Origin of the sequence: Oceanotoga teriensis, from assembly GCF_003148465.1 — a bacterium.
In the GTDB taxonomy this organism is placed as follows: Bacteria; Thermotogota; Thermotogae; order Petrotogales; family Petrotogaceae; genus Oceanotoga; species Oceanotoga teriensis.
The window spans coordinates 65,408-86,324 of sequence record NZ_QGGI01000002.1; the positions used below are offsets into that span (position 1 = coordinate 65,408).

The following is a 20,917-nucleotide window of genomic DNA, read 5'->3' on the forward strand; positions in this document are numbered from 1 at the left end:
TATAATAAAATTGGTAAGTGTGTTACTTTTATTTGTACTTATGATTTCAGGGAGGCGAAAGCTATGAGAAGTTTTATTATTCCGGGAGAAGTGTCATATAATTCAAACTCTCAAATATTAAATTCAGCATTTTTTAGAGAATTAATTTGTGAACTCATTAACGATTCAGAAGAAAAGAAGAATTCTTTATACCCTTTTTTTGAATTATTTAAAAAAGATTTTGATACATTGAATCCGGAAGAAAAGTATGATATTGATGCAATAATACAATTAATGATTTCTTTAAGCGTCAATACAGTAGAACATATTGATGCATCTGGATATTATGCATTTCCAAAACTTGGAACAAGAAAAGATTTATTGATAAAATTTGTAGAAAGACTTTTTAATTCATGGAGAAATAAACATAGATTTATGGTTAAACAAAGTAGATTTACTCAAGATTCTTTTAATAGAATAAACAAACAAATGATGGTCGTAAAGAATAATGCGGATTTAAAAAGTTTAGTATTATCACTTTATAGACAAATACTCGTAAATATAAATGAAACTAAACTAAAAGTATTAAGACAATTACCATCTGGAGCACAAGTTGGTTTTATAACTGACAATCCTGAAATAAAAGAAGAATATAAATTTAAAAATGCACAATGGATATATGATATGAAATTTGTTTGGAGTACCGTATTTGAACCACCTGTTATATTTTATACAAAATCTAATAAAAGAAGAGGATTGTTTAAAGTAATAGATAAACCTATATTAGATAAAGTGAAAATTGAAAATTTAAATGATTATTTATTATTTCCAATACATGTAAATTCAAAATTAATATATGTTATAGTTTATAAAGAATACCTTTCACATGCGGCAGGACTTGGTAATTTATTTGAAATCGCCAGTTTTAATGTTGTTAATAATAAGAAACCTGATGGAATATATATTTTTGGTATGAAAAATGATTTTTTTGAAGAAAATGATGATTATAATGGAATTATTTATAAAGAAGAAGATGGAACTTATATTGGAATGGTTGGAGATGATCCATCTATAGATTATTTTGGATATATGAAAAAAATGATTCTTACAATACATAATTTACTTGTAATAGATGAAAAGAGAATTCCAATACATGGAGCTCTTGCTCAAATAAAATTAAGAGATGGAAGAAGTTTTAATGTTATGATTATGGGTGATTCTGGTGCTGGAAAATCCGAAACATTAGATGCTCTAAATAGATTAAAAGAAGAAGTTTCAGAAGTGAATATATTGATCGATGACATGGGATCATTAGATATACAAGATGGGAAAATTGTTGCTTATGGAACTGAAACAGGAGCTTTTGTAAGACTGGATGATTTACAACCTGGGTATGCTTATTCAGCAATGGATAGATCTATTTTTATGAACCCAAATGAAATAAATGCAAGAGTAATAGTTCCATATTCAAACTATGAAGATATTATAAAACCAACAGAAATAGATTATTTTTTGTATGCCAATAATTATGAAAAAATAAATAAAAATGAAGAATCTGTTTATTTTTATGAAAATGTGGATAATGCTTATGAAATTTTTTCAAAGGGAGCAAGAATGGCAAAAGGAACTACAGCAGAAAAAGGATTGACTTATAGTTATTTTGCTAATCCTTTTGGAGCTATTCAAAGAAAAGAAGTACATGAAAAAATAGCTAAAATATATATGGAAGCAATGATAAATTCTGGTGTAAAAGTTGGAGCAATAAAAACTCAACTTGGAATTCCTGGTTTTGAAGAAAATGGACCAATAATAGCAGCTAAAGGATTATTAAATTTATTACATAAATAATGATATAATTTAATGGAGAGATATTAATATCTCTCCATTTTTTCAATTCTTGGAAAGGAGAATAAATATGAATAATTTAGAGAAAACAGTATATTTATTGAAAAATTCAAAAAATATAACTGTATTGAGTGGTGCGGGTATGTCTACAAATGCTGGTATTGCTGACTTTAGAGGGCCTAATGGAATATATACAAGAGCTGATATAGATTATCCAGAGAGAATTTTTGATTTTGAATATTTTAAAAAAGACCCTCATTTATTTTATAAATTTCATAGAGAATTTTTAAAAACTATAGAGAATGCAGTACCAACTTTTACACATGAATTTTTATTAAAATTGGAGAAAGAAGGAAAAATAAAATCTATAATAACTCAAAATATAGATTCATTACATCAAAAAGCTGGTTCAGAAAAAGTTTTAGAAATTCATGGCGGAGTTATAAATAATTATTGTATTGAATGTCATAAATTTTTTTCATATGAAGTGTTAAAAGAAAAATTAAAATCAGAAGATATACCTAAATGTGATTGTGGAGGAGTTATAAAACCAGATATAGTATTTTTTGGAGAAATGGTTAAATCTCTTGATCAATGTCAAAAACAAGTACAAGATTCAGATCTTCTAATAATTTTAGGTTCTTCATTAACAGTGACTCCAGCTGCTTTTCTTCCATCATATGCAGGTGGCAAAATAATAATTGTAAATAAAGGAGATATATCTTTTTTTTATGTGCCAGAAAAGAAATTAGAAGTATATGAAAATAATGATATTGATAGTTTTTTTAAAAAAATATCCAATTTATATTAAAATGAAGAAGAGTTTTTCTCTTCTTCATTTTAATTTTGGTGAATAAAAACCACTGATATAAATACCGATAATATTTCCAGAATAATCTTTTTTAAAATAACAAAGCTCATCTTCGAAAAAAGGTAAAAACCAATTTTTCATTAAAAAATGATCATTACCCAATGGAATAAATTTTACTGGATTTAATTTTTTTAAGGGGCCAGCATCTGGAAAAAAAGCTAATAGAGTATTATTTAGTGCTTTGATTTCAAATTTATAATTATTAGGAAAATAATCAAATTTATAAAAACCTTCATATAAGTTAAGAGAAATAATTTTATTATTATTATTAACCTTAATTTCTTCAAAAAAAGGTATTAAATATTCTATAGATTTATAAGCCAAATCTTCTACAAGATATTGTGTATCTTTGTTTGTTAATATTATAGTTCCAAATTTTAATTTTGGAATTGCCGTAATATTAGAACTCACACCATTTAATAATCCTCCAGAATGTCTAATTGTAGAATAATTTTTTATTTTATTTAAGGCCCAACCTAAGCCCATTCCACCACTCCAATCTTCTAATATAAATTGTGGCTTATGCATTTGAAAAATAGTATTTGAATTTAATATTTCATTTTGATTAGAATCGTATTTAAATTGAAGAGATAAAAATTTTGATAAATCTTTTATGTTTGAATAAAGTCCTCCACTTCTTTTAAATGCATTCATATTTGGTAAAGAATCAAAATTTAATTCTGTATATATTTTAGAGATAGAAGAATTATTATTTAATTTTTTTAAATCAAATCCAGAATTAAACATTTTTAGAGGTATAAGAATTTCTTGAACTATATAATCTTCATAGTTCATGTTTATGACTTTTTCTAGAATACTGGCCAATAAAACTATTCCTAAATTAGAATAATGATAATTAGTTCCTGGTTTAAAATTTAATTCAATATTATTAATACTATTCAAAACTTCTTTTGTACTTGGAAATTTATTGCTTATCCAATAATTCAATGGTGCTTCTCTTGGTAATCCTGAAGTATGTGATATTAAATGTCTGAAAGTAATATTTAAAGGATTTTTATCTTTAAAAAAATGATTTAAATTTAAATCATTTAAATATTTTTTTATTGGATCATCAATATTTATTATATTTTTTTCATTTATTTGCATACACATTATTGCAGTAAAAAGTTTTGTGATAGAAAATATCGGAAATATAGTATCTAAAGTAGTTTTTATTTTATTTTCCTTATCAGAATAGCCATAACTATTAGCAAAAACAACCTCATCATTAAAAATTATTGCATAAGAAATTCCTGGAATATCTTCTTTTTTCATATTTTCTATTATATATTTTTCTAAAAGATTTATTTGAGAAGTTAAGTTTTCATTCAAAATTTCTCTCCCCTTTTTATGATAAATTATAAATCAAAAATTTATGTGATAGAATAATATTGTTTATTAATTATATGGAGGGATTACATTGTTAAAATATATACTTATAGCTTTTGTAGTGGGTTTGATTTTAGGAATAAACAAAAAATTTCTTTTTTTAAAGAAGTTAAAACCGGTTACATTTATAACTTTATTATTACTTTTTTTCATGGGTTATGAAATAGGAAATGATTCGGAACTCATATCTCAACTTTCTAATATAGGAATTTTAGCTTTTTTTATAGCGGTATTTAGTATATTTGGAAGTGTCTTATTTACCGGAATATATGATAAATTTCGTAATAAGGGGATAAAAAAATGATTCTTTTATTAATTGCCATTTCTTTAGGTATTATTTGTGGATATAATTTTAATATAATTATACCTGATAATTTAATCACAATTTTATTAATGTTCTTAGTATTTTCAGTTGGAATTGATATAGGTTCTGAAGAGGGAATATTAAAAAAAATAAAAATAAATTTGAAAGTTATTATAATACAAACTATTTTAACTATTGGTGGTACATTAATATTTGGATCTATGGTATCATTATTTACAAGTCTTAGCTTTAAAGAAGCTCTTGGAGCTTCTTCAGGACTAGGATGGTATTCATTGTCGGGAGTTATGATAAGTAATTTATATTCTCCAGTTTTAGGAGCAATATCTTTTACATCGAATGTAATAAGAGAGATTCTATCAATTTTATTGATACCTATAATATCTAACTTTACATACCTTGGTTCTATATCAATTGCTGGGGCTACATCTATGGATACTATGCTTGGTATTATATCTAAAAATACTGATAAAGAAAGTACTTTAATAGGGTTTGGCCAAGGAGTTTTGATAACATTATCAGTTCCAATGTTGATCAGTATAATATTTAACTGAGTTTTTACTCAGTTAAATATTAAAATAAATCTTTTTGTGGAAAAATTCCAAAAAGACCTCCAGTATTTATAAAAAGTATATTTTTAGAATTTTTAAAGGTTCCTTTTTTTATTTCCTTATAAAGTCCATACATTGCTTTTACTGTATAAACAGGATCAAGTACTATGCCTTCTAGTTTAGAGATTTTTTTTATGAAATCAATTTCATATTCAGAAGATAATGCATATCCTTTTCCAACATAACCATCTATAATATTTATATCTTCTCTTTTTAAAGTTAAATCTAAATCAAAATATTCTTTTGTTTGATTAGAAATATCATAAATTTTGTTTAAAAAATATTCTCTATTATTACAAACATTTATACCAATAACTCTATTTTTTATACCTTTTATTTTATGCCCTAAATAGAGACCACTATAAGTTCCTCCAGAACCAACAGCAGTGATTATATTATCAAATTGTATATTCATATTTTTCTCTTGTTCAACTATTTCAAATAAACAATTTATATATCCTAAATTTCCTATTTTTTCAGAAGCACCTTCAGGTATTATAAAACATTTTTCGCCTTTATTCTTTAATTTGAGTGTTATATTTTCCATTATTTCATTTCTTGAATGAGAATATTCTTCAGAATTAATAAATTTTATATCGGCATCGAATAGATTATCTAAAAGTAGATTTCCATCTAAAGAACTATTTTCGTCACCTCTCAACACCAAATGACATTTTAAACCTATTCTTGCAGCAATCGCTGCAGTGGCTCTTGCATGATTAGATTGAATTCCTCCACAAGTTATTAAAGAATCATAACCTTTATCTATTGCAAATTTTATAAGATACTCAAGTTTTCTTACTTTGTTTCCACTGAATTCAGTTCCTGTTTGATCATCTCTTTTAAAATAAATATTTTTACCAACTAATTCAGAGAATCTCGATAATAATTCTATCTTAGTTGGTAGATTTGCAAAATTAAACTTATCATTCAAAATTTTCATTTTATCCTCCTCTATTTTACTGGTATTTGAATTTCTGTTATATAATATTTTTCTTTACCTTCAATAAAAGAATCTATATGAGATATTTCCATAGCATCACCATTTATGATTAAATTATTTTTTTTAATATAATCTTTTAATTTTTTATAAGTTTTATGAGTTTCAAAATAAGGGCCTTTATGAAAAGTAGTTACGAAATAATTTTCTTCAATAGTTTTGATTTCTTTATTTATTTTTATATCATCATCAATTATGAAATAAATAGATTTGAATTTATTAAAAACATTATTTATAATATTTTCTTTTGCTATTATAACTCCCATTTGAGAACTTGAAATAAAAATATTCGAACTTAGCGAATTTCTAACTTTGCTTAAAATCATTTCAACTTCGAATTCATTTTCAGTATCTCTTAAATCTATAGATACAATGTTTCTTTTGTTTATAAGTTTTAAAGTTATTATATCTTTATTTTGAGTGTTATATACATTAGAAATATATTTTATTTTTTTATCTATACGGGATTTAATTAGATTCAAATTATTTATTTTTTCATCAATAATATTCTTTTGATCTTCTAAAAGTTTAATGGCATTATCAATTCTTCTATTATCGAGATAATTTTTTATTTTTTTTAGCGAAAAACCTAAAATTTTTAAATAAATTATAGTATTTAATTTTTCAAATTGGTCTATTGTATAATATCTATAATTTGTGTTTTTATCAATTATATTAGGTTTTAAAAGATCTATAGAATCATAATATCTTAAAGTTTGTTTTGATATATTGAATAATTTAGATACTTCTCCAATTAAGAATTTCTCTTTCATAAAATCACTCCAAAATATTGTATTAATTATTCATAGTGTTATAATTATTATATACTAAATTAATCAAGGAGGTCAAAAGATGTTAACCAATAATAAAAATAAAGTGGTTAAAGTATCTGTTCAAGGTAAAATTCATCATCCATTGGGAGGCGCTTATAAAATAAGTCATGAAGGTATACCTAATATAATACCAGCAACCGGAGGAATAACTTATAATGTTAAGATTGGAGACAGTGTATTTGGACTTGCTGGAGATCATATAGAACCGGGAGTTTCTATAAGAAATGAAATAAAAGCGGAATCAGATGCTTTAATGACTCTTTCTTGTATAGGTAATGAAGCCATTGTTGTTACTGGAGAAGCTAAAGGTGCAAAAGGATTTGTTACAGGTACACATGGAGGAATAGAACATGTGCTCATAGACTTTCCTTTAAAAGATATGGAAAACATGGCTATAGATGATAAAATACTCATAAAAGCTTATGGACAAGGCTTAAGTTTAATCGATTATCCTGATATAAAAGTTATGAATATAGATCCAAATCTTTTTGAAAGAATACCAATAGAAGAAAAAGATGGAAAATTAATATTTCCAGTAGTAGCAAAAGTACCGCCATATTTAATGGGCTCTGGTATAGGTTCTGCATCAGCTTATTCAGGAGATTATGATATAATGACTGCAGATGAAAATGCAATAAAAGAATATGGACTTGAAAATTTAAAATTTGGAGATATAGTTCTTCTAGAAGATTGTGATAATACTTTTGGTAGAGGATATCTAAAAAATGCTGTTTCTATAGGAGTTATAGTACATTCTGATTGTATAAAAATGGGACATGGCCCTGGAGTAACGACAATAATGACATGTAAGAAAAATATTATAGAAGCAAAGATAGATGAAAATTCAAATATAAAAAATTATATGCTTCCAGATGAAGAAAACTTTATGGAGTCTATACTTTAAATAAATCAATATCATAATGTAATTATGATATTGATTATATATATTTAAAAGAGGTGTTTGTTTTGAATAAATATAAATATATATTTGGGCCGGTTCCTTCAAGACGAATGGGTCTTTCTTTAGGTGTTAGCCCAATACCTAAAGGACATTGTAATTATTCATGTGTTTATTGTCAATTGGGTAGAACAACTTCTATGACAAATGAAATTAAAAATTTTTATGACTCAAAAGAAATAGTCAATGAAGTTAAAGATTATTTGAGAAATGGTTTTAATTTTGATGTTTTAACTTTAGTTGGAGAAGGAGAACCACTCTTATATTCTAATATAGACGATTTAATATCAGAATTAAAAAAAATCACAAAAAAGCCTATAGCTCTTATAACTAATGGAGCATTGTTGAGTGATAAAAATATAAGAGAAAAAATAAAAGATATAGATATATTATTACCATCTTTAGACTCTTATAATCAAGAAATGCTTAGAAAAATAAATAGGCCTTATGGAAAAATAATTTTTGAAGATTCTGTTCTCGGATTAGAAAAATTTTCAAAGAATTTTGATGGACAAATATGGATTGAAATAATGTTAATAAAAAATATAAATGATGATAAAAATAGTATATTGGAATTTAAAAAAATATTAGAAAAAATAAAATATGATAAAGTATATATAAATGTACCTGTGAGACCACCAGCAGAAGAATGGGTTCAAATTCCAGATGAAGAGAACATAAACTTTGCTGTTAATGAACTTGATGGAATTTCTATGGAAAGTCTTGCTTCAGAAGGTTTTTACAGTGAAGAAATAGATGATTTAGAAGCTATTATTTCAATAATAAAAAGACATCCTATGAATCAATTTGAAATAAAAAGCTTTTTAATAGAAAGAAAAAATGAAAAACCTCAAGAAATATTAGATAAATTAGATATCGATGAAAAAATAATAAAAATTGATTATAAAGGATATAAAAATTATAGAATAAAATAAAAAAAGAAGCTAATAAGCTTCTTTTTTTGCATCTTATGTACTAGTGAATGAATAATGGAGGCAACGAAGGGATTTGAACCCCCGAATAGCGATTTTGCAGACCGCCGCCTTAGGCCACTTGGCTACGTTGCCCCATAGTAAAAACTCCTCTTTATGAGGAGTAAGAGTTGGCGGGGACGACGAGATTCGAACTCGCGGCCACCGGTGTGACAGACCGGCATGATAACCAACTTCACCACGTCCCCATCTCCATTTCCGGATTCTATTCTATCAAAAAAAAAGAGTTTTGTCCAGAGAATTAATGTTGCATTTGTGTATCAAAATGATTTAAATAAAAGAGAGGCTTTTAAGCCCCTCTTTATTAATCTTCTTTGTTTTCTAATTTATCAGAGTCTACTTCTTTTATTGTTACTTTGTCTTGAATTTTTTCAACAACTTTTGATTTTAATGTGTCCCATACTACTTCATTTAATAATTTTTCATTAGAGTATATTACTTGCTTTGCTCTATCAAAAGGCATTTGCCACATAGTAGCTATATTTTTAATTGCATTAGTCAACTCTTCATCAGAAACTTCTATTTCATTTTCTTTAGCTAATTTATCAACAACAACTAATTCTTTTATCCATTTTAATGATGAAGTTTTAGCATTTTCTCTAACTTTCGATTCATCATTATCATTTTCTTCTAATTCTTTTTCAAATTTACCATCTTTTTTAAGATTTTCTACATATTTAGTTATATATTCTTCAATAGTTTCTTCGGCAATTTCAACCTCAACATGTTCTGGAATTTCTCCGATTATGTAATTTTTTATATAATCTTTATTCCAGCCACTGTACATTTCTTTACCTTCTTCAGATAATTTTTCTTTTAACTCATTTAAAGATTCTATTTCTGTATCTAATTCTTTTATAAATTCTTCTGTTAATTCAGGAATAGTTCTTGTATAAACTTCTTCTACTTTTACGGTATATTTATAATTTTTGTCATCAAAGTCTCTTTCATATTCAACGACATCGCCTTTTTCTTTTCCGATTACATTTTCAACTATAGGTCTCTTATCATCTTCATATAATACATATTCAGACTCTTTATTTTCTTGTATAGTTTTTCCTTCATGATTTATTACAGTATAAGTTACTCTCACATAATCGTTGTATTCTGCTTTGCCTTCTTTTGGTTCTAATACAGCATTTTCTTCTAATAATTCTTTTAATTTATTTTCAACATATTTTTCAACAACACCTTCTGTTTTTGGGACTTCAACTGTTATATCTTCAAATTTTGCTGATGTTATTTCAGGGTATGTATGAAGTACTAATTCAAGTTCTATATTTCCTTCATCATTTGCTTTTGAATCGACTATTGGTGGGAATAATAATTGTTCTTCTTTTTCAAAGTCAGTTATTGCTTGGTCTTGTAAAAGATCATTAACCCAAATATTAAAATTGTCTCCCAATCTCATTTTAACGATTCCTTTTGGCGCTTTTCCTTTTCTAAAACCTTCAAATTTATAGTGTTGATTAACTTCTTTTACTATATCTTTTTCTGCCTTTTCAAGTTCATCTTTTGTGAACTTTACGAGGTATCTTTTAATATTTTTCACTTCGGATAAAAGCTGTTTCTCCATCTAATACAACCTCCATTTTATTTATTGATTTAACTTGCTTTTATTATTATACATTGTAAATGCTTTAATTTTGTTAAAATTAAGTCAAAATTAATTTTAATTTATAATCTGTATGGATATTATAAAGGCTTTTTTGTTATTTTATATAATACTTTTATATTTTAAAATAATTATATAATCTTTACATGAATTAGATTTTACTTTAAATTTATTTAATTATAATGTATAATTGAGGTGAAAAATGTTAAAATATTAAGTGATAATAAAAATTACTATAATTTAATATTAAAGATTAAATATAAAAATTCTTGAGGTGAAGTATACTTATGTCTTTTGTTTACAATCTTGATGGAATAGATATGTTGACTGGTAATAGAGATGAAATAATTAAAATCATCAAAGAGAGTATTAATAATAATGAAAAAACTTGGATAATTACTCTTAATGCTTTGATGTATATGGAATATTTAAACAATGAAACTTATAAACAAGCTATAAAAAAAGCTAATTATTCTATTCCCGATGGTATAGGCATTGTAAAATATTTGAGAAAAAGAGGTGTTTTTTCAGAGAGATGTACAGGTATCGATACAATGAAAGAAATTTGTGATTATTCTTCAAAAAATAAATTGCGGATTTTTTTACTTGGATCGAAAGAAAATTATGTCTTTAAAGCAACAGAAAAAATTGAAGAAGAGTTTGGAGTAAAAGTTTCAGGTTATAGTGATGGATTTTTTGATCAAACTCGAGAAAAAAATATAGTTGATAAAATTAATGAAAGTAAAGCAGATGTTCTTTTTGTGGGAATGGGTATACCGAAACAAGAAGATTTTATTTTAAGAAATATAGATAATATTAATTGTAAATTTTTTATGGGTGTTGGTGGTAGTATCGATGTTTTTTCTGGTGAAATGAAAAGAGCCCCTGTTTTTTATCAGAAGATAGGAGCAGAGTGGTTATATAGGATGATTGTTGAACCAAAAAGGTTCAAGAAATTACCTGAACTTTTCAAGTTTTATTCAAAAATTTATTTTAAAAGATGAAAAGTGGAGGTGGCATGATGATATTAAAAAATTGTACTATATTAACGGGTAATATAGGAGAAGTTATTGAAAATGGTGCTATATTTATAAAAGATGGCAGAATTGTTGATTTTGGAAATGCTCAAGATATCATAGATAAATACGTTGAAGTTGAAGATGATATTAAAGATATGGAAGGGAAAATAGTTCTTCCAGGACTTTCAAATCCATATACAAGTTTTTATATCAATGAATTATCTTTGATAAATAAGTCAAAAAATTCAGATTTACCACCATATGAAAAATTTTCTAAAATAGTTGGATATGCTCAAAATTTAGTTGAAGATAAAAATCTTTTTGAAGATATAGTCAAACTTGGCGCTTATAAATCTCTTATAAATGGCATAACTACTTCTATTATATCAATTCCATATTCTGAAAAAATTTCAAGAGTAAAAGAAATTGGTGATCAAATAGGAGTTAAAATAAAACCTTCTCCAATTTTTTTAACTGAAAATGGTATACCACGTCAAGTCAGAGAAAAACTTTTAAAAGATAAAGATATTTCTTCTATAACTATTTTAGGCGTTTGGGGTTTAGAAAGTGAAGATTATGAGTTTTTGAAGGAATTCATAAAAATGGGGAAAAGATTGAGAATTGCTATTGTTGATTTCCAACAAGAAGAAAGATATTGTATGCTTAAACATGGTAAACAACTTGTAAGTGTTATGAAAGAACAAAATATTTTATCTAAAAAAGTAGATATTATATTTGCTGGTAATATAACCAATCAGATAATGGATTTTTTTGCATCTAAAGGAGTTAGACTCATAAAAAGTGTTAGAACAGAACTCATGGAAATAAATTATACCCCTAATCTTCTTGATATGCTTGGTAGGGGGATGAAAGTTTCTATTGGTACTGGTATAATAGATTATTCATTATTTAATGAGGCTAAAACACTTTTAATAACAGAAAAATTTCATAATAAAGCTAAACAAAGAATTTTATATTCTGAAGTTGAGAGAACTATTTTTATGAACAACTATTCTTTTGTTTCAGACGAATTTTCTATGCAAATGGGTAAAGTAAGTTCTGGACAAGAAGCAGATCTTACAATATTGAATTGTAGATCAGGAGAATTTTTATTCAATACAAAAACACCTTTTACAGAACTTTCTTTTAGACTTGGAACTGAGATTGAAGTTTGGGGAGCTATTGTTGGAGGAAACATAACTCTTTGGGATAGAAAGGTTAAGTTTGCAGATATTGATGATATAAAAAATATTCAAAAAAGAATTAATAATAAAATTAAATATTTAGATATTTAAATAATATAAAAAAATATAAAAAGTCGGTTTACCGACTTTTTATATTATTTGTACTCCTAATCTTGACATTTCTGAAGATATGTTTAAATAGACTATTTGATTTGCATCTGAATAATTACTTGAAATATATGAACCATCATCTCTTTGAAATAATCCTTCAAAATTTTTTAAGTTTAATTCTCCTATATGGTTTAATACCAATCCAACTTTTTTTGGTAGTTTTACGGTTAATGAGGTTATTTCTAAATCCAAATCAATTATAGAATCAGTAAATTCAGATGGAATTATTATTATTTTTGATGCAGTAGATTTTAATTTCATATTTTTCAAATAAATATCTCTTAAATCAAAGAATATTTCAGATACTGATACATTTGATTTGATTTCATATTCTTTTTGTTTTTTTATCTTTAAATTCATAAAAGCTTTTTCTGGTATTTTTATGTTTGATACTTTCAATTTATTTTTTAATTTTAAGGCAGATTCATCTTCTTTGAAATCCATATTAGATCTAAATATATCTTTATTTATTTCACTTTTTAATTTAAAAAGTTGGTCTTGATTATTTGAATTTAAATTAAATTTTGTCCAATCTACATCAAAAGATATTTTTTTTAATTCATTTGTGTTATTATCAGAAAATTCCATAATGTTTTTTTCTATTTCATGGTGTTTTTTGGATTTGAATAAAAATTTTCCGCTTGATAATATATTTGCCAATCCATAACCTATAAAATATGAAGCTATCATTAATAATACTATTGGCCAAAATTTTAATTTTTCTGGAAATAATTTAAAAGCATCCATTACGAGTATAAGACCAAATAATAAACTTCCTATATATTCTCCTTTGATTTTTTTGAAAATTCTCATACCTGATACTATAAGACTTATACCTATTATTAATTCTATTATTACATTAAAAGATATGGTTAATTTGAATACAATTCCTAATAATATTATTCCGCCTATTAGGATAGAAATTATTCCACTTATCACTTGATTTCACTCCTTTCTGGAATAAAAGAGGATATTCCAGTTGCTAACAGGTAAGAGCCTATTATAACAAGAATAAATTCCCAAAAATTAAATTTTAGATTGAATAAATTTAATGAATCAAAGAAAAGTATTGTACCAGATGTTAAACCAAATATTATTTTTTTTACTAAAGATTTTATATGAGTTTTTTTAAATACTTTTTTTTCAACATAGTTTATAGATTTTTTAGAAATATTTTTAGCCATTGAAGGTATTTCAGAATCTTCTAAATCTTCACGAGCATTTCTTAATTCTTCTTCAATCTCAATTTTTTCTTCTTCAGATATATTCGAAACATTTATTCCATTTATATGAATTTTTGAGAATGTTTTAGGAATTAATCCGCTAATTATTAGCATTAAGGATATTATCAATTCGAATAATCTCCAAATTGTAAATTGAAAATCAAAAAATACCGTTAGAAAAATAAGAATTCCTATCGTTATTAAAATCAAGGAAATCTTTTTCATTTTTGTACCCCCCTATCGTCCAAAAACTTTTTAGCTTCTTCTTCTTTGTAACCTAATTGTTCAAGAAGTTCGATTGCGAAAGTTTTGCTTATCTTTTCAGATTTTAGTAATTCAATAATTTTTTGTTCTTCTTGAGTCAACATATTTATATTTTGTATTTCATTTTCTACAGACAAATCTTCTTCTGAATTAGAATTTATAAAATCAGAATTTGAATTCGATAATTTTTTCTGTTTTATTCTTACGTCTCCAGTAATTATTTTTATTTTTAAATTTCTATTAATCCCATAATCATTGTTCAAAGTTATATTTGATTTTAGTGAAGACGCCATAGATATAGATTTTTTTAGATTTATAGGAGTTTCTCCTTCTACACTTATTGTTGCATCACCAGTTATTACTTTGATTTCACTTTCTTTAAAATTTTTTGTTAAATAATCTATTTTAAGATCACCAGTTACAAGTGAAGCCATTATTTTATTTATTTTTGTATTATTTAATGAAGTATCTCCAGTGGTCATTTTTAAATAAGCATCTTTGATCTCACTATCTTTTACAGATAAATCGCCTGTAGTTAAATTACAATTCAATTGTTCAAGATTTAATCCAGATATTATCATATCGCCAGCAATTAATTTAGTTTTTAAATTTTTGATTTTTATATCTTTAACATTTAAATCACCAGCAGTTGCCTCAATTTCAAGAGATTTTACATTTTCATTTATAAATAAAGTTATATCAATTGTTGAATTAAACCCAAAATCAAATATTCTATCTATAATATTTCCATTTCTTTTTTCATTAGAAAATTCTAAAAATAATTCATTACCAAATTCTTGAATATCATATAACACATTGTCTCCTGATTCAAAAACAATTTTATTTATATCATTTGAAGATTTTATTGTTATATCAGCACCTTTGTGTTTTATACTTAGTACTATTTTTTCATAATTTTTTAAAATTAGTTCTTGTTCCATTATAATCCCCCCATTATTTTTTATTCTAAATTAAAGATAATTTCTGTCCCATCTTCAGTGTTTATAGTAGTTTTCTCGTCATCCATTTTGTCAATCGATTCGAATATATCTTTTGTTATATTTGCAGCTTCTTCACTATCAAACCCGTTATTTTTTAGATTTTTAGGTATTATACGTTTCATCAATTTTATCATTGAAATTGGTAATTTTAAAGAAACTTCATCTTTCCCAGGGGATTTTATAATCAGTCTTAGATATTTTTTTGTATAGTTATTTCCTGAATTAAAGTTCGGTTCTATAAGAGTTTCTAATAAATCAGTAGCTTCATCTATTGTAAGCTTTTCATCTCTAAACATAGAAAGTATTTTTTTTATATCTTCCTTCATTTTTATTCCCCCCTATATTTTTTTAATATTTGTTTAGCTTCTTCTGGAGTTATTTCACCTTTTTCAATTTTTTCAAGAATTTCTAAAGTTTTTTTCCTATTATCATTTTCTGAGGAATAACCTAAAGCTTTTATTAATTCTTCAAGTCTTGCTTTTGCAGTTGGATAAGATATATTTAATTCTTTTTGAAGTTCAGATAAATTTCCTCTTGATTTTATAAAGATCTTTAAAAATATCAATTGTTCATCTGATAATTGTGTGAATTCTTCGATTTCAAAACTTCCTGTTATTTCTGTATCGCATTTTTCACATCTGTATTTTACTATTTTTAATGGGCCATTGCACACGGGACAAGTCGTTAGTCTCCTTTTATACATTTTCTCACCTCCATAATAAAATTATAATTTAAAAAATTAAAAAAGTCAAGTATTGTTTTAAAATTTTTTAGTTTTTTTCTATTTTTTATAAAAATAATTATTTTAATTATAATTTTTTTAAAATTATAATCATTGTGTTTATATTAACAATTTTTTTATAATAAATAATGAATGAGAAATAATAATATAGTATCATTAAATTAGTATTTGAAGGAGGTTATAAATGAATAAATCATATGATAATTTAAAAAATTCTATAATATATGAAATTTTCGTTAGAAATCATTCTAATCCTGGAACTTTTAATGATATTTATTATGATCTTGAAAGAATAAAGAAATTGGGAGTTGATATAATTTCTTTTATGCCAATATATCCAGTTGGTAAAAAAAATAGAAAAGGAACTTTTGGAAGTCCTTATTCAATAAGAGATTATTATAGTGTTAGTCCAGAATATGGTGGAATGAGTCAGTTCAAAAAAATTTTAAATAAAGCTCATGAATTAGAAATGAAAGTTTTTATAGATATAGTGTTTCATCATACTTCTTTAGATTCGATTTTATATGAAGAACATCCTGAATGGTTTTTGACGGATGAAAAAGGAAATCCAAAGAGAAAAATAGAAAATTGGTATGATATTGTAGAACTTGATTTTTCTAATTCTGATCTCATAGAATATCTTATCAAAAATCTTGAGTTTTGGGTAGATAATGGGGTAGATGGTTTTAGATGTGATACAGCTGGTTTAATACCCATTACTTTTTGGAAAAAAGCAAGATCGATTATAAATTCTAAAAAAAATATTATCTGGATTGCTGAAACATTTAGAATGAAAGATTTAAGAATGTTTAGGGATAGAAATATTGAAGTTTATTCTGATATAGAACTTTCTAAAGTTTTTGATGTTACCTATGATTATGATGGTTTTGAATATATAGAAGACTATTTTAAAGGATTAATAAATTTTTCATATTATATCAATCATTTAAATGTTCAAAAAGCTATTTATCCTTCAAAAACTCTTAAATTAAGATTTTTAGAAAATCATGATACTTGTAGAATTTGTTCGATTTTTAGTGGTAAAAATATTGTAAAGAATTGGACTATTTTTTATTGTTTATTACCTGGCCCTTCTTTGATTTTTTCGGGGCAAGAAATAATGTCAAAAAAAAGTTTAAAATTATTTGATAAAAATTCAATAAGATGGGAAGAGGGAGATTATGAATTTTTAAGTTATTTTAAAAAAATGATAAAAATAATCAAAGATATAAAAGAAAAATGTGATATTTTCAATATTCATAGTATAGTAGAAGGTGTTTATTTAATTGAATGGAAATCAAAAGATGAAAAATACTATATCATTGTTAATCTTGAGAATCGAAAAGGTTGTGTTCCGATAAACTTTAAGTTTGAAGGTTTTGATATAATTAATAATTGTGATATTGTTGTTGATAATTTTTATGAAATTAAAAACTTACCAGAAATTTTTAAAATAAGGCCTTGAGGCCTTATTTTACTTTATATTTTAAACAAAAAGTGTTATAATTTTCAAGAATAAAAAAATAATTTGGAGGTGAACCTTTTAATGGGTTTTTTTGATAAATTAAAAGAAGGTCTTTCTAAAGCGAGAGATAATTTCTTTGGCGGAATTAAAACTTTATTTGCTGGCAGAACTTTAGATGATGAAGTTTTAGAAGAACTCGAAGAAATACTTATAATGTCTGATATGGGATATGAAACAGCAAATAAAATATTAACAGAACTTAAAATAAGATATAAGAAAGACGAAGTTGAAGATCCTTTAATATTGTTAAGAGATATAATGACTGAAAATCTTGAAAAAGAAAATTTTGAAGAAAATCCAAATAAGAAACCTTATGTTATATTTGTTGTGGGTGTTAATGGCAGTGGAAAAACTACTACTATAGCAAAAATTTCAAAAAAATATGTTTCAGCTGGAAAATCTGTTGTATTAGCGGCAGCTGATACATTTAGAGCGGCAGCTATTGAACAACTTAAACATTGGGGGAATAAAGTAGGGGCAACTGTTATAGCTCATGAACATGGTTCTGATGCTGCAGCGGTTGTTTATGATTCTCTTGCACATGCAAAAGCTAAAAATAAAGATGTGGTAATAATTGATACAGCTGGACGTCTTCATACAAAATCAAATTTAATGGAAGAATTAAAAAAAATTAAAAGAGTTATAGAAAAAGAAATACCAGGAGGATCAGATGAAACTATTTTAGTTTTAGACGGTACTACTGGTCAAAATGGTATCCAACAAGCTTTAGCTTTTAAAGAAGCTGTGGATATTACGAGTGTTGTAGTTACTAAATTAGATGGTACAGCAAAAGGTGGTATAGCTTTTTCTATAAATAATCAATTAAATATACCAATTAAAATGATAGGTGTTGGTGAACGTGAAGATGATCTTCAAATGTTTGAACCAAAAAATTATGTAAATGCTTTATTAGGGGTTGAAGAATAATATGGATTATTGGAAGGACACTACTGAATGTCCAGTTTGTAAAAATACTTTTATGTATTCAAAGGTATCTACTGCAGCTATTTCTGTTAAAAGTTATGATAAAGATTTAAAACCTAATTATAATGGACCAAATCCATTAAAACATAGTATAATAACTTGTCCAAATTGCTTCTTTACTTTTAATGAAAAAGATGTTAAGGATATTCATAAGTTTATAAATGATAGAAATTATTCTAAAATAAAAGATTTTTTGAGTAAACTCTATAAGGATGATTTTTTTGAAGTAAATAACTATGAAGATAAATCTAATAATTTTTATAAACAACAAATAGTTTTAGCTTCTGAAATATATTCGATTTTAGACCTTCCTTTTGAAGTTGGAAGGTTACTATTAAAACTTTCTTGGCAATATAGAGATGATGGAGATGAAGGAAGAGAGCTTAAGATATTAAATGATGTATTAAAAATAACTCTTAATTATTTTGAAAAGGCTCTTGACAATAGAGACACTATTTTTTCACTTTTTTATACAGGGTATATTTATTATAGATTGGGAGATAAAAAAAATGCTGCTAAATATTTAGATAAACTTTTTAGAATGTTTAAGGATAGTAAGAGTCCATACATAAGAGCTGCAAAAGATTTAAGAGGTGAATTAGAGTGAAAAAAATTTATTTTTTATTAATTATAGTATTGAGTTTGTTTTTATCGAGTTGTTCTTTTCAAAGTGCCGATGAACAAAATAAATTACCGAATGAAGAACTCACAGAAATAAAAAGTACATTGAAATCATTAGAAATTCAATTAACAAGGTTGGAAGAAGATCTTAACAAATTATCGGATGAATTTTATCAGAATAAAAGAAAAAGCAGTTATGATTATAATGTAATAAGCGATCTTAAATCACAATTTTCTGGAATTTCTAAAAGATTAAATTTAATAGAAGGTTTAATAATTGATGGTGAAGAGGCGAAAGATGTTGAAAAACTTTTAGCTTTAGATGATAGAGTAGAAAATATAGAAAAGTCTATGACTAATCTTGAAAGTGGTGGAACATCTGAAAATCCTTCTCAAGTTTTTTCTAAAATAACTGATTTAGAAAAGAAAATAACTGATTTAGAAAAAAATTATACGAGTTTATTTAATAATGATGATAATATTTTTATTTTAGATAGCCTTCAAAATATTAATGATAGGGTATCAAAATTAGAGAATTCTAATAAAGATATGAATGGAAATTTTGTTAACTCTGATGATTTTAAAAATTTAATACAAAAAGAGTTAAAAAATGTAGATTTAAATAAAGATATAGATAAAATAATCGAAATTAAAACCGAACAAGCTGTATCTAAGTTTTATTATAAATCTCAAAGTGATACGATTATAAAAGTAAAAGAATTAGAAGATAAGCTTAATAAAGTTGATAATAATGTAGAAATTTTAACTAATAATTTTGATAAAGCATTATCTTCACCTCCATCTAATTTAGATGAGAAATATAAAACGAAAATAGATGATTTAGAGAAAAGAATAAATGCAGCTATTTATACATTGGGAGATGAAGAGTTTAAAAGTATATTTGAAAATACTGATGAAATAGTATATAAAGTTAAATCAGGGGATACTTTAAGTCAAATAGCTAAAGCTTTTGGACTTGGAAGTAATGGTGTTGATTTAATCGCTAAAGCAAATAATTTAATAAATGCTGCATATTTAAAAGTAGGTCAAGAACTTATAATACCTATTGGAAATATAGAAAAATATATTAATTGGCCTTTAAAAGCTACTAATCAGTCTGCTTTTGAAAGAATTGCTGTTAAATTTGGAGATAGAAATTCTATGAGCATATCTCCTGGTATAGGTATAAAACCAATTAAAGATGAAAGAATTTATCCTATTTTACCTGGAAAAGTAGTAGAAACAGGTTCATCAAGTAATGGAAATTGGTATGTTAAAATAGATCATGGTAGTTCTATAGTCAGCGTAGTTAGAAATATAAGTACCATATATGTAAAAGAAGGGGTTTGGGTAGATAACGAAACTTCTTTGGGACTAGTAAAAAAAGATTCACTTGTTATGCTTGAACTTTGGAAATCAGGTGAACCTAAAGATCCTTTAAAATTATTTTTTAGAATAAGAGGAGATTATAAAGCGACATACTATACAGAATGGGATGATAAATTAGTATATTCTCCAACTTTTCGTTTAACAAGATCTGGTAAAAAACCTGAAAATTGGAGAACTATAGCAGCAGATCCAGAAGAATTACCCCTTGGAACTGTTGTTTATATACCAGAACTAAAAGATATGCCAAATAATGGTTTTTTTGTAGTTGAAGATACTGGTGGGAAAATAAAAGGTAATAAAATTGATATATATGTAAATGATGTCAGAAAAGCTCAAAAAACATCTGATGTAACGATATATGTCGTTGGAAAGATTTAGG

General features: G+C 25.3%; 21 protein-coding genes and 2 tRNA genes. 12 read left to right on the forward strand and 11 right to left on the reverse strand.

The window, feature by feature from the left end; all coding sequences use genetic code 11:
- Window positions 1-63 precede the first annotated feature (63 nt).
- Entirely contained in the window at window positions 64-1,827 is a 1,764-nt protein-coding gene (locus C7380_RS01830) for a phosphoenolpyruvate carboxykinase (ATP) (protein ID WP_109603782.1), read from the forward strand.
- A 67-nt stretch (window positions 1,828-1,894) separates the two neighbouring features.
- Window positions 1,895-2,635, forward strand: a complete 741-nt coding sequence (locus tag C7380_RS01835; RefSeq protein ID WP_109603783.1) for an SIR2 family NAD-dependent protein deacylase — start codon at window positions 1,895-1,897, stop codon at window positions 2,633-2,635.
- Between the two features lie 24 nt (window positions 2,636-2,659).
- On the opposite strand, the gene C7380_RS01840 is transcribed toward C7380_RS01835, so the two are convergent.
- Window positions 2,660-4,027 (reverse strand): serine hydrolase domain-containing protein, encoded by a 1,368-nt coding sequence (locus C7380_RS01840; protein WP_109603784.1) that lies wholly within the window; start codon window positions 4,025-4,027, stop codon window positions 2,660-2,662.
- A gap of 88 nt (window positions 4,028-4,115) precedes the next feature.
- Between C7380_RS01840 and C7380_RS01845 the strand changes: the two genes are divergently transcribed.
- Both C7380_RS01845 and C7380_RS01850 read left to right on the forward strand, forming a co-directional pair.
- Window positions 4,116-4,388 carry a LysO family transporter gene (locus tag C7380_RS01845; RefSeq protein ID WP_158274744.1) on the forward strand — a complete coding sequence of 91 codons (273 nt, stop codon included), beginning with the start codon at window positions 4,116-4,118 and terminating at the stop codon, window positions 4,386-4,388.
- Complete coding sequence (locus tag C7380_RS01850) at window positions 4,385-4,960, forward strand: LysO family transporter (RefSeq protein ID WP_109603786.1); 576 nt, start codon at window positions 4,385-4,387, stop codon at window positions 4,958-4,960. Before C7380_RS01845 ends, C7380_RS01850 begins: the two co-directional genes overlap by 4 nt.
- 19 nt (window positions 4,961-4,979) lie before the next feature.
- Here C7380_RS01850 and C7380_RS01855 read toward each other — a convergent pair whose 3' ends face one another.
- Together C7380_RS01855 and C7380_RS01860 are read right to left on the reverse strand one after the other, a co-directional pair.
- Window positions 4,980-5,960 carry a D-cysteine desulfhydrase family protein gene (locus tag C7380_RS01855; protein ID WP_109603787.1) on the reverse strand — a complete coding sequence of 327 codons (981 nt, stop codon included), beginning with the start codon at window positions 5,958-5,960 and terminating at the stop codon, window positions 4,980-4,982.
- A gap of 11 nt (window positions 5,961-5,971) precedes the next feature.
- Window positions 5,972-6,790, reverse strand: a complete 819-nt coding sequence (locus tag C7380_RS01860) for a MerR family transcriptional regulator (protein ID WP_109603788.1) — start codon at window positions 6,788-6,790, stop codon at window positions 5,972-5,974.
- A gap of 79 nt (window positions 6,791-6,869) precedes the next feature.
- On the opposite strand from C7380_RS01860, the gene C7380_RS01865 reads away from it, so the two are divergent.
- Window positions 6,870-7,754, forward strand: a complete 885-nt coding sequence (locus tag C7380_RS01865) for a DUF4438 domain-containing protein (protein WP_109603789.1) — start codon at window positions 6,870-6,872, stop codon at window positions 7,752-7,754.
- 53 nt (window positions 7,755-7,807) lie between these two features.
- Window positions 7,808-8,743, forward strand: a complete 936-nt coding sequence (locus tag C7380_RS01870; protein WP_371682079.1) for a radical SAM protein — start codon at window positions 7,808-7,810, stop codon at window positions 8,741-8,743.
- Between the two features lie 55 nt (window positions 8,744-8,798).
- On the opposite strand, the gene C7380_RS01875 is transcribed toward C7380_RS01870, so the two are convergent.
- The 3 genes from C7380_RS01875 to tig all read right to left on the reverse strand — a co-directional run bounded on the left by C7380_RS01875 (window position 8,799) and on the right by tig (window position 10,376).
- Window positions 8,799-8,875 (reverse strand) — tRNA-Cys (locus C7380_RS01875).
- Between the two features lie 36 nt (window positions 8,876-8,911).
- Window positions 8,912-8,988: transfer RNA gene (locus tag C7380_RS01880), tRNA-Asp, on the reverse strand.
- A 116-nt stretch (window positions 8,989-9,104) separates the two neighbouring features.
- Window positions 9,105-10,376: a trigger factor gene (gene tig / locus C7380_RS01885; protein WP_109603791.1), complete on the reverse strand. Its 1,272-nt coding sequence runs from the start codon at window positions 10,374-10,376 to the stop codon at window positions 9,105-9,107.
- Window positions 10,377-10,702: 326 nt separating this feature from the next.
- On the opposite strand from tig, the gene C7380_RS01890 reads away from it, so the two are divergent.
- Window positions 10,703-11,419 (forward strand): WecB/TagA/CpsF family glycosyltransferase, encoded by a 717-nt coding sequence (locus tag C7380_RS01890; RefSeq protein WP_109603792.1) that lies wholly within the window; start codon window positions 10,703-10,705, stop codon window positions 11,417-11,419.
- A gap of 17 nt (window positions 11,420-11,436) precedes the next feature.
- Entirely contained in the window at window positions 11,437-12,729 is a 1,293-nt protein-coding gene (locus tag C7380_RS01895; RefSeq protein ID WP_109603793.1) for an amidohydrolase family protein, read from the forward strand.
- A 39-nt stretch (window positions 12,730-12,768) separates the two neighbouring features.
- On the opposite strand, the gene C7380_RS01900 is transcribed toward C7380_RS01895, so the two are convergent.
- From C7380_RS01900 to C7380_RS01920, 5 genes are read right to left on the reverse strand one after another with little or no spacing between them, the layout of a single operon-like run.
- Window positions 12,769-13,728: a hypothetical protein gene (locus C7380_RS01900; RefSeq protein ID WP_109603794.1), complete on the reverse strand. Its 960-nt coding sequence runs from the start codon at window positions 13,726-13,728 to the stop codon at window positions 12,769-12,771.
- Window positions 13,725-14,237: a hypothetical protein gene (locus C7380_RS01905; protein WP_109603795.1), complete on the reverse strand. Its 513-nt coding sequence runs from the start codon at window positions 14,235-14,237 to the stop codon at window positions 13,725-13,727. Before C7380_RS01905 ends, C7380_RS01900 begins: the two co-directional genes overlap by 4 nt.
- Window positions 14,234-15,217 (reverse strand): DUF4097 family beta strand repeat-containing protein, encoded by a 984-nt coding sequence (locus C7380_RS01910; protein WP_109603796.1) that lies wholly within the window; start codon window positions 15,215-15,217, stop codon window positions 14,234-14,236. Before C7380_RS01910 ends, C7380_RS01905 begins: the two co-directional genes overlap by 4 nt.
- A gap of 20 nt (window positions 15,218-15,237) precedes the next feature.
- The gene (locus C7380_RS01915; protein WP_109603797.1) at window positions 15,238-15,603 is read right to left on the reverse strand and encodes a hypothetical protein; all 366 of its coding nucleotides are present in this window, start codon (window positions 15,601-15,603) and stop codon (window positions 15,238-15,240) included.
- Between the two features lie 2 nt (window positions 15,604-15,605).
- On the reverse strand, window positions 15,606-15,980 hold the full coding sequence (locus tag C7380_RS01920) for a DUF2089 domain-containing protein (RefSeq protein WP_109603798.1): 375 nt from the start codon (window positions 15,978-15,980) through the stop codon (window positions 15,606-15,608).
- A 223-nt stretch (window positions 15,981-16,203) separates the two neighbouring features.
- Between C7380_RS01920 and C7380_RS01925 the strand changes: the two genes are divergently transcribed.
- From C7380_RS01925 to C7380_RS01940, 4 genes are all read left to right on the forward strand, one after another.
- On the forward strand, window positions 16,204-17,484 hold the full coding sequence (locus C7380_RS01925; protein ID WP_109603799.1) for an alpha-amylase family glycosyl hydrolase: 1,281 nt from the start codon (window positions 16,204-16,206) through the stop codon (window positions 17,482-17,484).
- An 81-nt stretch (window positions 17,485-17,565) separates the two neighbouring features.
- On the forward strand, window positions 17,566-18,471 hold the full coding sequence (gene ftsY, locus C7380_RS01930; protein WP_109603800.1) for a signal recognition particle-docking protein FtsY: 906 nt from the start codon (window positions 17,566-17,568) through the stop codon (window positions 18,469-18,471).
- Between the two features lies 1 nt (window position 18,472).
- A complete protein-coding gene (locus C7380_RS01935; RefSeq protein ID WP_109603801.1) occupies window positions 18,473-19,135 on the forward strand; it encodes a DUF2225 domain-containing protein in 663 nt (220 codons plus the stop codon).
- Window positions 19,132-20,916: a 3D domain-containing protein gene (locus C7380_RS01940; RefSeq protein WP_109603802.1), complete on the forward strand. Its 1,785-nt coding sequence runs from the start codon at window positions 19,132-19,134 to the stop codon at window positions 20,914-20,916. Before C7380_RS01935 ends, C7380_RS01940 begins: the two co-directional genes overlap by 4 nt.
- Window position 20,917: the final 1 nt, after the last annotated feature.